This is a genomic window from Bacillus spongiae, from assembly GCF_037120725.1.
Classification (GTDB): Bacteria; Bacillota; Bacilli; order Bacillales; family Bacillaceae_K; genus Bacillus_CI; species Bacillus_CI spongiae.
The window spans coordinates 97,208-110,674 of record NZ_JBBAXC010000015.1; the positions used below are offsets into that span (position 1 = coordinate 97,208).

At 35.8% G+C, this 13,467-nt stretch carries 14 protein-coding genes, 2 pseudogenes and 1 riboswitch; of the genes and pseudogenes, 13 read left to right on the forward strand and 3 right to left on the reverse strand.

The window, feature by feature from the left end:
- Positions 1 to 125: 125 nt before the first annotated feature.
- The 3 genes and pseudogenes from WAK64_RS16980 to WAK64_RS16990 form a co-directional block, all read right to left on the reverse strand.
- Positions 126 to 1,772: a hypothetical protein gene (locus tag WAK64_RS16980; RefSeq protein WP_336588189.1), complete on the reverse strand. Its 1,647-nt coding sequence runs from the start codon at positions 1,770 to 1,772 to the stop codon at positions 126 to 128.
- Between the two features lie 310 nt (positions 1,773 to 2,082).
- Positions 2,083 to 2,976, reverse strand: a pseudogene (locus WAK64_RS16985) (ABC transporter permease); the annotation flags it as partial.
- A 190-nt stretch (positions 2,977 to 3,166) separates the two neighbouring features.
- A complete protein-coding gene (locus tag WAK64_RS16990) occupies positions 3,167 to 3,424 on the reverse strand; it encodes a DUF2164 domain-containing protein (RefSeq protein WP_336588190.1) in 258 nt (85 codons plus the stop codon).
- Positions 3,425 to 3,696: 272 nt separating this feature from the next.
- Here WAK64_RS16990 and WAK64_RS16995 point away from each other — a divergent pair, with 272 nt between their 5' ends.
- From WAK64_RS16995 to WAK64_RS17050, 13 genes and pseudogenes are all read left to right on the forward strand, one after another.
- On the forward strand, positions 3,697 to 3,906 hold the full coding sequence (locus WAK64_RS16995; RefSeq protein ID WP_336588191.1) for a DUF3951 domain-containing protein: 210 nt from the start codon (positions 3,697 to 3,699) through the stop codon (positions 3,904 to 3,906).
- Between the two features lie 160 nt (positions 3,907 to 4,066).
- On the forward strand, positions 4,067 to 4,351 hold the full coding sequence (locus WAK64_RS17000) for a tetratricopeptide repeat protein (RefSeq protein WP_336588192.1): 285 nt from the start codon (positions 4,067 to 4,069) through the stop codon (positions 4,349 to 4,351).
- Positions 4,352 to 4,375: 24 nt separating this feature from the next.
- Positions 4,376 to 4,486, forward strand: a pseudogene (locus tag WAK64_RS22485) (hypothetical protein); the annotation flags it as partial.
- Between the two features lie 24 nt (positions 4,487 to 4,510).
- Positions 4,511 to 4,717 (forward strand): hypothetical protein, encoded by a 207-nt coding sequence (locus tag WAK64_RS17005; protein WP_336588193.1) that lies wholly within the window; start codon positions 4,511 to 4,513, stop codon positions 4,715 to 4,717.
- 300 nt (positions 4,718 to 5,017) lie between these two features.
- Entirely contained in the window at positions 5,018 to 5,836 is an 819-nt protein-coding gene (locus WAK64_RS17010) for an alpha/beta fold hydrolase (protein ID WP_336588194.1), read from the forward strand.
- A 129-nt stretch (positions 5,837 to 5,965) separates the two neighbouring features.
- Positions 5,966 to 6,451, forward strand: a complete 486-nt coding sequence (locus WAK64_RS17015) for a GNAT family N-acetyltransferase (protein ID WP_336588195.1) — start codon at positions 5,966 to 5,968, stop codon at positions 6,449 to 6,451.
- Between the two features lie 152 nt (positions 6,452 to 6,603).
- Positions 6,604 to 7,245, forward strand: a complete 642-nt coding sequence (locus WAK64_RS17020) for a hypothetical protein (RefSeq protein WP_336588196.1) — start codon at positions 6,604 to 6,606, stop codon at positions 7,243 to 7,245.
- A 502-nt stretch (positions 7,246 to 7,747) separates the two neighbouring features.
- Entirely contained in the window at positions 7,748 to 9,316 is a 1,569-nt protein-coding gene (gene abc-f, locus WAK64_RS17025) for a ribosomal protection-like ABC-F family protein (protein WP_336588204.1), read from the forward strand.
- Positions 9,317 to 9,403: 87 nt separating this feature from the next.
- Positions 9,404 to 9,574: a hypothetical protein gene (locus tag WAK64_RS17030; RefSeq protein ID WP_336588197.1), complete on the forward strand. Its 171-nt coding sequence runs from the start codon at positions 9,404 to 9,406 to the stop codon at positions 9,572 to 9,574.
- Between the two features lie 204 nt (positions 9,575 to 9,778).
- Positions 9,779 to 9,822: riboswitch (PreQ1 riboswitch) on the forward strand.
- Positions 9,823 to 9,925: 103 nt separating this feature from the next.
- Positions 9,926 to 10,579, forward strand: a complete 654-nt coding sequence (gene queC, locus WAK64_RS17035; RefSeq protein ID WP_336588198.1) for a 7-cyano-7-deazaguanine synthase QueC — start codon at positions 9,926 to 9,928, stop codon at positions 10,577 to 10,579.
- A 2-nt stretch (positions 10,580 to 10,581) separates the two neighbouring features.
- The gene (gene queD, locus WAK64_RS17040; RefSeq protein ID WP_336588199.1) at positions 10,582 to 11,022 is read left to right on the forward strand and encodes a 6-carboxytetrahydropterin synthase QueD; all 441 of its coding nucleotides are present in this window, start codon (positions 10,582 to 10,584) and stop codon (positions 11,020 to 11,022) included.
- Complete coding sequence (gene queE, locus WAK64_RS17045; protein WP_336588200.1) at positions 11,019 to 11,741, forward strand: 7-carboxy-7-deazaguanine synthase QueE; 723 nt, start codon at positions 11,019 to 11,021, stop codon at positions 11,739 to 11,741. Before queD ends, queE begins: the two co-directional genes overlap by 4 nt.
- Before the next feature lie 671 nt (positions 11,742 to 12,412).
- On the forward strand, positions 12,413 to 12,943 hold the full coding sequence (locus WAK64_RS17050) for a DUF1572 family protein (RefSeq protein WP_336588201.1): 531 nt from the start codon (positions 12,413 to 12,415) through the stop codon (positions 12,941 to 12,943).
- Positions 12,944 to 13,467: the final 524 nt, after the last annotated feature.

Here is a 13,467-nt window from a genome sequence, read left to right on the forward strand (position 1 = left end):
GAAAATACATACAAATTTGAAGGCCTGGGTGACGAGTCCAGACCTCAGATTTCCTCTATATAAAACTGAAGGAAGTTACAGTTATAATATGCCAGATATGTCGTCAAATAATAACCACCTTTAGCCTAATCTGTATTATAGGATATGCCATTGACAGTAGCATAATTGACAATATGACTTGTATAGGTTAATTGTATTTCACCTGTTGTCTTAACAGAAACGACTCCGTAACCGCCCACAGGAGATGATGATAAGGCGATGGGAAACACCAAATTGAATGGTGGTCGATACTCAGTTGACAGCGTACCAAGCAATGCAGGCAATATTGTTGGAACATAAAGCGTTCCTCTGAGTGTAACCAAGTTATCGGCTGTTTTCTTAGCTGTCAATCCTGAGTTCGGATAAAAACTACTTACGCCGGATCCCATTGGCACCGCTGTTGGAGTACTTGGAATAAGCTCCAATTGTTTTCTCGGGCTGCCGTATATAAGGAAGCGTTGGTTCAGCGGGTTACCGAGATATTCCATGAAGAAAGCCTCATTATTGGCGTTATATATCTTGACGAAGGTAGTATTCGGGATGTTAGTGCCTTCTATGTCTACCATGTCCACCGCTGAGCTATAAAAGCTAAATTCTCCCATGCCTGTATTTGCCATCATCTTACAGACTTTATCTATGGTGTCAAGCTTAGCTCCAGTCATGAAATTATACATCTGACCGTCTCCCATTCTTGGATATGGTCGATCGGTAAATTTGGTCAAGTCATAAGCTGGGTATGTTGTTTTAGCTGAGCTAAAGTCAATAGCGTCTTTAGAACTGGACATTTCCTCGAAAATAACTATCCCTTCGTTTATGCTTTCCGGTATTAATCGACTTTGGTAGACGAATAGAGAGTAGATATTATTGTCTGGAGAAACATGTATGCCCTCGTTCTCGATTCTCTCACAGTCAAATCCATGTTGCTCCATTATATCCATCATTTTGGTGTGATGTACTAGGCCTTCCTGAACGACTACTCCAGCCGGTGAATATTCCACCAAGCCTTGGTACATGAGCGGAATGTCTGGGTTAGTTCTTAATGCCGGACCGCCAGTCCCTTGAACAATACTGTTATCCGTTAAAGCGATGCCCTGTCTTTTAGGCAGATAGTCGGTATAATCAGAATTGAAGAGACCACCGCTTGATGGTTCGATTGTAATAACTCGGATCAATTCAAAATCGTCGTTATATACTCCGAATGCCTTACGCCTAGCAAATTTTCCGATGTCAGCTCCCTCTTGCTCTACCAACCATTGTCCGTTGCGATAGGAGAAATTATAGTGCATGTTGACATCATATTCCTCGATAGGAGTCAGCGACGCCCCTTTTGTCGGCTCCACAGTGATATCAAATTTGCCTATCTTGTTACCCGCTGTCTTGACATATAAATAACGGGAGGTGTTAATATACCGGATCACAATTCCTTCTCCACCGCTGTACCCAGCTTGATAATAGGTTTTGTAGTCCCCTGTATCAAGATCAAAAATAACAACGAAGCGGTCTGTGCCTGTATACGGCGAATAAACAACCAGTACCTCTCGGGTGTCCCAGTCAATTGTAAAGCCCTGAGGGTAGATAAAAATTGTCCTCAGTTTATCGATAATAGATTGGTAATCTGGGAAGAGTAATGGTAACCTTATGACCTCTCTCCGCTTGTAAAGTAGATCTTTAGTAAGTTTTTTCTGCTGAAGATCATCAATCTGAGCTTGTAATGCGTCAATATCCGTTGACATGTTTCATCATCCCCTAGGAAATATTTGGTGTTACCATTCTATTATAACAGAAAAAATAAGGCCCCTATTGGAGCTCTTTCCTAGTACTGAGCGGATATTTTCCAGTTGGTCAGAATCTTTATGCCAGTCCATCGGTTACCTTATTCTGGAGGTGTACTTTCCGTAATTTAGGCCGGATCTGGATTCTCTTCAGACCGAACTCCTTGGCTAGATCTGTTAGGCTAATTTCGTTCGAGTCCGTAGCTGGTTTTACTTTATTAGCAGCTGTCTGTTTGCGTTCTCTAGAGCGTTTCTTAGGATCTATGACCGGTTATTCCGGTCCGTTATATGAATCCGGTTCCGATTCGATAATCAGTACCTCTAACCAGTCTGAGCGTTCTAGCAGCCCAATTCCAGCCCAGTTCTTCGACATGCCTCCGGATATTTCCAGCTTCGACTTGATCAGCGACTTGGTTACCGATATGGCCTTGGTATAGCCAGAATCGTTCTTTACACTATCTTTTAGCTTAGGTACATCAATAAATAGATTGGCAAATCGATAAAAGGATATCATCCATTTCTGTTCTTGTTTGATCAAAAACAACCATTTTAACCCCTTTTGAACGGTTTGAGAACGATAATAACGATGTAATCCAACAAGAAGGATTAGGACAAATAATGAAAATAATAGTTTAGCATTAGAAAAAAGAAAAAATAATAGAATGGTATTTACCATATAACGAACAAAAGAATCGATTAAATGGACCTTTGTTTGTTCATAATGTTGAACGTGCCACCTAATAAGTAAATGTAGTGTTTTTGCCAGCCAAATGATCCATAATAATGTGAAAAAGGAATGGTTGTCTTCACTAGGAACACTTGTATATAAGGGTATGAACACAGCAAGTCCAACTAGAATAATGAGAAACTGTATAAAACAGCTAACGACTATGGAACGAGTAAAATAGGTTGATAATTGACTTTCCAATGGCAACAGAAAAACTTGATCGGCGCTTTTCAAAAAAGTATAGATAGGGCTATACGTTATGATCAATGCTAAAATTGGTGCAATCGTGATGGCTACAGGAAACTCATTTGAAATGGTCTTTAGCCAATCGATATAATAGTAAGAAGTGACTCCTATTAAAATAATGGATAAATTAATCATTTGTGCGAGGAAATATCTTGAGTATTTAAACAATTCGTTAGCTGTGGCTTGAAAGCGATGGTACCATAACTACTTTTCGTTTAACATAACTTTCCACCTTTTTAGAGCAATCTGTTTCTTATGTATTTCTTTTAAAAAATAACCCAAACGGAACACCAAGTTACGCTTAAATGACAACAGTTAGGGGGGACCCATTCCTAATACTGGGCAGCTCCCCCTGAACACAAATGAATGAAAATATTCTAAGTTATCTACGGTTATGGCCTGTTGGTCGCTTTAAGGCGTATAGATCTTCCTCCATCGCATAATATTTTTGTTCTAACACTTCTTTTGCATCAGCAACCCCTTGGTTATAAGAATAAGGAGCAATTTCTTTTAACATAAAGTCTAAAAGGTTTCCGGCAGCAAGCTCGCCAATTTCATCTCCATCTTGTTCATAATAGTATTGCTGAATTTTATTAATAAGATCCTCTTTTTCCTCTTTTGGAATGCGAATATAATTCATTTTGTTCATACCGTCCTTTCTTTTTAAATAATCTAAAGTAGGGAAATTTAGCCATTATCATCTATAAAGAGTATATCAAATTCTACCTTCGTTTTTATATTTAATGTATAAGCACCATGGAGTAATTTTCTATTTAAGGAATATTTTTAGGGAGTTTTCAACTGCATGATATAATGAGTGGGTGAAGCAATCCATGTTTATTAAAATACTATCGAAAAATTAAACATAATCTTGTCGTTCATTCATCTTACTTTTCTAAAGGAGAAAACAGAATGAATCCAATAAACTTCATGGCAATTGGCCTTCCAATTGTAATCGTTATTTTAGTACTTATTGTTTTTTATAAAGTTTTTTTCAAGAAGAGAAGTGTTACTCTTTTTTACACACCATTTGATGATATAACTGGACAAACTGAAGTGGAGTTCCATGAAGAGAAAGAAGTTCTTGCTGAGGCTGAAGGGCAGTCCGATGACAAAAATTAGAACCTTTTATCCCTTTGTTTCATTGGAGAGATTGAAACCTTTCTTTATAGTTTAACGTATTAAGTTAAAGGGGAGAAACCATAGAAATGGGAGTTAGATAGGATTGGCCATAAAAGAAGTGTAAAGTAGAATTGATTTTCTTAAAAAGGTGTGGGTATATATGATAGAAACAATATCGAAGTCTTCATTTTATACACGAATGAAGCAGAATAAAGCTAAAAAATTGTCTAGTAACGGTAAATATGAAGAAGCGGCAAAGGAACTTGAAAAAATTCCAAATAAAGATCCTGATGATTTAAATGGTTTAGGAGGCCTGTATTTTCAGATAAAAGAATATGAGACAGCTTTAGTCTATTTCAAGAAATATTTAGAAACTGGAATAGATGTAGAAAATGCTTATGTGAATTTGGGATGTGCATATGGTTGCTTAGACGAAAAGGAATAGGCAATAGAATGCTATGATTATGTAATAGAAAACGGAAAAAATAAAAAATTCAAATCATTATCTTATTTAAATAAAGGTGGTATTTTAAGTGGAAATAAACAGTATGATCAAGCGAATGAATTATATGATCAAGCTCTGCAAATTGACATGAATATGGCCTTGGGTGTATATGCAAACAAGGGGCATAACTTCTTAGCGGAAAAGAAGTATAAAGAAGCCTTAACGATGTTCCAACTTGCTTACAAACGTAATAAATTTAATGGTGAACCTTTAAATGATGGATCCATTGAGTTTAACTTGGGGAAGCTGTACTCAATCGAAAAAGATGAGGAGAATTGCCAAAAGTTTTTAAAGAAGGCAATTTAAAAAAATAAATCTTTAGAGCATAAGGTAATAGAATGTGACGAATTTGATTTCTACCGAAACGAGAAATGGTTGAGAAAATTAGTTAAATAGACCAATCGATGAAAATAGAAATTTGTACATTTTAGAGGGTAACGGAGTGTGTGTAATAACGGATAAAATTTATTTAGTAGGAGCCAAAGGAATTATTTATAGCAAGGCCGATAATGGCACCCTTATAACATGAAAATGACAAAAAAGGTTATTTAATTGTTATAGGGGAGTTTACTAAACGAATAATCTCTGGATAAGGGTGGAAATGGTATGCTTTGTAATGTGGAGATGGGACGTATCTATTATGAAATCTATGGAGAAGGATTTCCAGTATTACTATTGCATGGAATGGGCACAGATCATCGTTCTATGAAAGCGTGGGCAGAACCAATCTATGAAAATATAAAAGGATTTCAAAGAGTTTATATTGATTTACCCGCTCATGGAAAAAGTACTATTGATGAAGGTCTTAAAACAACAAATGATATGCTGACAAATATTTTAGAATTTATTGATAAGGTACTACCTAATAGTCGCTTTTTATTAATAGGCTCCTCATTTGGAGGATATTTAGCACAGGGTATTTTACATTCTAAGCGTGAACAAGTAAAGGGAGTTTGTTTGCTTGCACCTGTACTTCATCTAAAAGAGAGGAACCTGCCTGAAAAGGTAGTGTTGGAAAGAGATGAAGGGTTAAATAGAGAATGGGATGATGATTGTAAAAATGCATTTAGGACATTATTTGTTCATCAGAGTAAAATAAATTTCGACTGTTTTATGAATGAAATCCAGCCGGGACGTTTATTAGCTAACAAAGACTTTCTAGCATCAAGCTGGAGAGAAAAGGGGTACCTTCTTTCGGAAGAGCCATTAAATGATGTACCATCTTTGCCGCATCATGCACTTATTATACTTGGAAGACATGATTCAATTTGTGGTTATAAGGATCACTTTTTTTTACTCGATAAACTTCCGAATTCAACTGTTGCCATTTTAGATGGAGCTGGGCATATGCTTCAGGTTGAAAATCGTGAAATTGTACGAGAACTTGTGAAAGATTGGTTGAATAAGATATCAATTAATCTGTAACTGAGAAAATGAAGCTTCTATCATTTGTGGCAAACTCTTGCCCATTTTACATAACATATAATTTAAAATCCTACTACTAATCATGCATTTCTGCATTACCCTCGTAATCTATAAGAAGAAGGTGCAAAATTGTTAAAACTAGCCTTAATTAAGGAACCCAATTCTAAAGAGAGTGTATTTATCCAGAAAACCATTTTGAATTCCAATCCTTTTTTCAATCAGGTTTTAGTAGGAAAAGAAAGGTTAACTGCTGAAGATATTATAAAGGAAAACAAGCAACATCTTGAATTGGGGGCTAAATATTTCTATATTAATCAAAATGATAAGCCAATTGGCTTGATTCATTTTCTTCCCAAAAATCCATATGATGACCATACTTGGATCGGCTTACTGATTATACATAAGCAATACCAAAAGAACGGTTTAGGTAGTCATGCCTTAAGTTTATTAGAAAAGGATTTAAGAAAACAAAACATTGAAAAAGTAAGGCTTTGTGTGCAACACGAAAATGATATAGGTGCTTCTTTTTGGAGCGAAGAAGGGTTTAGCAAAATAAGCACCGCCAAGGATCATCGTCATAATCATATTGATATTTATGAAAAGGTTCTTATTTAATGAATGGATACGTTTAATAATTTTGTCTAGTGAAAGGAAGAGGAGTGATGATTTACACTTCCTTAAAGCAGTAAACAAGAGAAGTTACGTTGTTTGTCAAAAAGGCCTTCAACATATAATAAGTTAGATGGATTATCTAAGGAGGAATTTTGGTGAATCTCTTATCAAATACAGTTGTTGGTATATTAGGAACCGTGCACACTGAAGATTTGAGAAGCAAGTTTCATTATTCATTAGAGAAGTTAGAAGAGAAAATACTAGAATTCAATCCTGACATCATTTGTGGTGAAATACGACCAGAAGACTGGGAGAAGCATATAACAACTACTGACTATACGGGTTACCTTGGCCCCAATGAATATCGCCAGTCCATTATCCCATTGTGTGAACGAAATCAAATTAAATTTGTCCCAGTTGATTGGTTCGAATGGGATATTGTCAATTTAGACCATTTTGAGGCATACCCTAAAGAAGAACAAATGCAATTACACACGGAATTAACGAATATGTATAACGAAATTTTTTTGAAAGTAAACGAAGGGAATACTCCTTTTAATTCACTGGAAGTAGATCAACTCGTCAAAGAAAAACATGATTGGCTATTCAAAGTGAATGCTGATGTTCAAAATCTTACGTGGCAGGCAAGAAATCAGCTGATGATTATAAGAATTAACAATGTTATAAAGGCTAACCGGAATAAGCGGATATTATGTACGGTTGGGATGGAGCATAATTACTACTATTATAGTGAATTACAGAAAACGAAGGGGATTCAATTGTGCTATCCTTTATAAATCTTCAGTTTAAATAAGAAGGGTCATGTTAAACTAACATGAAGCATAACCATTGAATAGACTTGAACATTAAGAGACGGTACTGATGATATGAAAAAATAATCAATCTTTTTAAATGTACAAAAAAGGAGAGAAAAAGTCAGTTGATCCACCTTTATTAGTGAGAAAAGTCAGGTTTGTTGGCGTTTTCATCATAATAACAATTTAGTATTGGTTTTTTTTGAAAAAAATGTTATTATGTCATTAGCTAACAAAGAGAGGAATGAAGAATGAGCGATGAAGTAATCACCCGATCCAAAAACAACGAGTTTTATATTTTGAAATTTTACTCGTTCTAGACAGGATTGGTGTGTCCATTTTTAAATGGAGAAAGTATCGCTCATACTGAATATAAAGGCAGAATTAATGGTTTTCTCTTCCTTTTTAGCATATTTATATTCTTTTTGACATACTATAAACCAACCTGTCCGGAGCATTCTGGGGAGGTTTTATTTTGTTAAAAATGAATGCGAAAAATGTTATGTTAGAAATCGGTGAAAGAATTCTTTTTGAAATAGACGAGTTAAAGCTATATAAAGGGGAAAGAGTTGGATTAATAGGGAAAAATGGTGAAGGGAAATCGCAATTACTAAAATATTTAGTCGGTGACCAACACGTAAAAAATAATGTAGAGTGGTTTGACTCGTTTGGCTATTTACAGCAGCTAGAACAGATAGAGGGAAAACCTTTAAGTGGGGGGGAGCAAACGCTTCAAAGATTGAATCAGCTCTTTCAAGAAGACCAAAGAATCTTACTATTAGATGAACCGACCAATCATTTAGATTGGCGTCATACAGATACCTTTATTTCAGAATTAAAGAATCACCACGATACATTTGTCATCGTGTCCCATAATCGTTATGTATTGGATCAGCTTTGTACAACAATATGGGAGATTGAAAATGGCAAGATTCAAATATATAACGGAAACTACTCTGCCTATGTTGAGCAAAAAGCGTTACTAAAAAAGCAACAACAGGAAGAATACGATGCGTATGTAAAGGAAAAGAATCGATTAATAAGGCGCTATCAAAAAAAGCAACAGCAGGCGGAAAATATGGATCGACCGCCAAGTAGGATGTCAAATTCTGAATGGCAGCTACACAAAGGGAAGGCTGCAGGTAAAAAAGGAAAAGTTGAAAGAGTGTCGAAAGTCATTCGTGAACGAATTGATCGAATGGAGAAGGTAGATAAGCCCTTCGAATGGGAATCTGTGAAAATGGAATATGTTCTCCAAACACCCATTCACCGAAAAACAATAATGAATGCTCATCAATTGGAGAAACGCTATTCCAATCGTCTTCTCTATAAAGTGGATGCACTAAAAATAAGAACGGGGAATACGGTAGCCTTAATTGGTGAGAATGGATCTGGGAAAACCAGCTTATTACAACAACTAATGTTAGATCAAAATGAATCAATCGAATTTGCAGCCAACGTAAAGGTTGGGTACTTTAATCAAAATTTATTCTCGATGCCAGAAAGTGATACGGTTCTTGCCTATGTTAAAAGTAAATCAAGTTTACCTGAATATTTAATTAGAGTCATTTTGGCACGATTAGGTTTCTTTGAGGGAGATATGATGAAATCTATCTCAAATCTAAGCGGTGGAGAACGCGTAAAGCTTGCCTTTGCGAAGCTCCTCGTTGGTGATTATAATTTACTTATATTGGATGAACCAACCAATCATTTGGATCTTTATGCTATGGAGGCATTGGAGGGGCTTATCAAAGATTACCCAGGTACTATTGTGTTTGTTTCTCATGACAGGCAATTTATTAACAATACCGCTAACTCCATTTGGATGATAGAAAACAATACGATAAAGACCTTCAATGGGTCGTATCAAGAATGGGAAGCTTCAAATAAGGAAGTAAAGCAATTAACAGTAAATGAGGAACAAAAACTTCGTTTGAAAAATAAATTAAGTGAACTGATTAGTCTGCTAAGTGTCGCAGAAGACCCAATCGAAAAAATGGAGCTGGATAAACAGTATAAGGAAGTGCTTTCTTCCTTGAAGGAAATTTCATAAGGATGAGTAATGAAAGAGAAGTTATTCTTTATAGAATAACTTCTCTTTCATTTCACTTTATAATGCGTGACAGGTGCATCTAAATGAATGAGAAGTATTGTAAGTAAACAAGTAGATTCTGCAAGTAAAAGCTGGAGTTTTGCAAGTAAAGCGGTAGGTTCTGCAAGTAAAAGCTGGAGTTTTGCAAGTAAAGCGGTAGATTCTGCAAGTAAAAGCTGGAGTTTTGCAAGTAAAGCGGTAGATTCTGCAAGTAAATGAAGAGTTCTACAAATAAACCGGTTAAATCATCATGTATTTGATGAAAATCACTAAGAAAATTAAATTTTGTGCCTGACACTTCTAGCCCATGATTATCTGTGAATTTCGTTCAGTCTGTTTAGCAATGGTTCCCTCTTTACCAATTTCACTTCTCATGTTACTGTATATAAAAGAAAATGATGAAAAGAAGAACATCTGCAAGTTGCAGAAGAGGTTCGAAAACTCCCTCTATAAAAAACTATAAAACGGTATCGTGTATACTGTTTTTTTGGCTTTTTTCGATTATAGAGTAGATAATGAACCTCTTTCTTCTTTCAGTAAAATCACTGAAAAAGAGAGAGGAGTTTTTGTATGAAAAAAGATAAAGCAATTGTTGTATTTAGTGGAGGTCAGGATAGCACTACTTGTTTATTTTGGGCATTAGAACAATTTGAAAAAGTGGAAGCAGTAACGTTTAACTACGGGCAAAGACATGCGCTTGAATTGGAAGTGGCAGCTGAGATTGCGGCCGACCTAAATGTTCCTCACCACATTTTAGATATGAGTTTATTAAATCAATTAGCTCCTAGTGCCTTAACACGTCACGATGAAGAAATTACTGAAAAAGAAGGAGAACTTCCTTCAACATTTGTTCCAGGAAGGAACTTAGTTTTCTTGTCGTTTGCGACTATATTGGCGAAACAAGTAGGGGCTAAGCACATAGTAACGGGCGTCTGTGAAACGGATTTTAGTGGTTATCCAGATTGCCGTGACATCTTTATTAAGTCATTAAATGTTTCTTTAAATCTTTCCATGGATGACCAGTTTGTTATTGATACGCCATTAATGTGGTTAAACAAGGCAGAAACTTGGGAACTTGCAGATCAATTAAATGCGTTTGATTATGTACGGGAAAAGACATTAACTTGCTATAACGGTATTAAAGGTGCAGGCTGTGGAGAATGTCCTGCTTGCCAGCTTCGTAAAAGAGGATTAGATCAATACCTTGCTGGAAAAGAGGAATAGAAATGCTTCAACAAATCTATCCAACACCAAATCATGATTATCAATATGAACTAAACAAAGATATGCAATTTGCAGCAGCTCACTATGTTCCTCACGAAGCGGCAGGAGCTTGTCAAAATGTACATGGACACACATATTTTGTAAATATCACCATCGTTGGTGATGAGTTAGATGAAACGGGCTTTTTAATAAATTTTCAACATATTAAGCAGCTGATTCATAAACGCTTTGACCATACATTATTAAATGAAGATCCAACCTTTTCAAAAGAGGACAGTAACCACTTTTCTACAACAGAAGTAATGGCACGAAAAGTTTGGGAACTCATTCAGGAGCATTTAAATACACTTCCGACGAAACCTAAATGTGCTCAAGTGTTTGTTCGAGAAACTCCAACGAGTTATTGTATTTATCGACCGAGAAAGGAGCTTCTTTTAAAATGAAGAAATTTCCGATATTAGAGGTTTTCGGTCCGACTATTCAAGGAGAAGGAATGGTCATTGGACAAAAAACCATGTTCGTTCGAACGGCTGGTTGTGACTATGCATGTGATTGGTGTGACTCTGCTTTCACTTGGGATGGTAGTGGTAAAGATGATATTCGCTTAATGGATGCTGAGGAAATATGGGGGGAATTGAAGAAGATAGGTGGCGATCAGTTCTCGCACGTTACCATTTCTGGAGGGAATCCAGCCTTAATCCCCCATATGAGCGAGTTACTATCAATCTTTCGAGCAAATGGAGTGACGACGGCCTTAGAAACACAAGGAAGTAGGTGGCAGGATTGGTTTGTTGAGATAGATGAAATGACGATCTCGCCGAAGCCACCTAGCTCCAAAATGACTGTCGACCGTGAACGGTTAGATGAAATTGTCACAAACCTACAAACCCAAAACGTAAATACAAGTTTAAAAGTTGTTATTTTTGATGAAACCGATTTAGCCTTTGCTACAGAGATACATCAAAGATATCCTAAGATTCCGTTCTTCTTGCAAGCTGGTAACCCTTATGTTTATGAAGCGAACGATGATAAACTAATCAATGAGCTATTAAATCGCTATCAGTGGCTTATTGATCAAGTCATGGAATCATCTTCACTAAATAATGTTCGGGTTTTACCTCAGCTCCACACTTATGTTTGGGGAAATAAGCGCGGAGTATAGTTACAGAATCAATATGCTATTGAATTCAATTCCGCTATGTGTAATAGGAAATTGGTCCGACCGGGATATTAGCGAAATACGCATAACACATGATTGAACGATGGCAAATTTTTGGTATGTGACCTCACGATTATCCCACTCTTAACGATAGCGGGGTAAATCTTGAACTCCTATTTAAAAAAGTAATAATGATTTTTATATCTCAACATATCGGACACGTTTTTTAGTAAACGTGTCTGTTTCTTTATGATTTCCTCTCCTTAAATTCACTCTAAATCGCTATTTCCCCTGTTTATTTAAAATTAGTTTTTTTGAAAGTAGATTACAAAACTAACAATCAAAGTTGGAATAGAGAATAAAAGTATTTCAACTGAAAATCTTCCCTTTCTCCTTTTGCTGTTAGTAAATTTTGTGAGAATAATATTAAGTGACTACAAGTGGACTTCTATGTCGTATCTCTTGGACGATAATCGTTGTTGTTTGTTGAGTCTATGAATAAATCTTGAAAAATTATTATGTACAGTTCCTATGATTTTTTGGGGAAAAGAAAAGGATTAGACTGTTGGTTCTTTTCCCCCTACTTTCTAATGTACTCGTTTATTATATAATATGAGTGTTTGGCCTTAGTAATTAATGGGGTAAAGATGTTTAGTGATTAATTAGGGGGGGATATGTTGAACAATTTTGAAGAACAGTACCTTACAATGGCAATGGAGCAATTTAAGCAATTTAAAGAGCGTGCTGAAAAAGGAATACAACAATTGTCAGAAAACGAATTACATTGGAATCCAAGTGAAGAGTCTAATAGCATTGCAGTTATCATCAAGCATTTAAGCGGGAATATGCACTCTCGGTGGGTAGATTTTTTAATTACTGATGGGGAAAAACTTTATAGAGATAGAGACTTAGAATTTGTTGAAGGGGACGAATCAAAGGAACATCTATTGCAAATTTGGGAAGAAGGATGGAAAATACTTTTTAATACACTGGGTAATTTAAAAGCAGATGACTTAAATAAAACTGTTACTCTTAGACAGCAACCTTTAAGTGTTCTTCAAGCTATTCAAATTGAAGTGGCTCACATAAGTTATCATTTAGGTCAAATCCTATACATTGGAAAACAAATTAAGGACAAGGATTGGACTATTTTAAGCATTCCTAAGGGCGGATCAAAAGAATTTAATAAGTTAGGTACTAAGTAAAAAAGTTACCATCCCTTAAGGAGAAGAAGTCATTTTGATAATATAATATCAAGGCGGCTTCTTTTTGTTGGAGATAATTGATCAAACTTTATATGCTCAATTACTTTAGATTTTAGACTCTTAATATACTCTGAGTCTCTCGTCACTTTATATTCTTTAATCGTCATAGACTACAAATTCTTCTCTTTCATGATTCGAGTTTCTGTTGCTTTACCATCTTTTGATTTCCAAAAAACCCATAAATTCATAGGCTTTCGGAACTAGCTTACTCACCGTTTTATGTTATTTTGGATTTCGCTCTCAGGATGAAGCGATTCTCATCCAATAATGAGAAAACTACCATTCTCTAGTGAAGAGGTTCATTGCTTCTGTTCCTCTGTATAAATGTTTTCTTTACATATAGAGGCTGGGACAAAACCCACCTCTGAGATGAAAAAGCCGGTGAAATTTTACAATAAGTAAAATTTCACCGGCTTTGTTTATTTTTTGAATTAAAATAAGGACCACTTCTGATAAAATAGAGT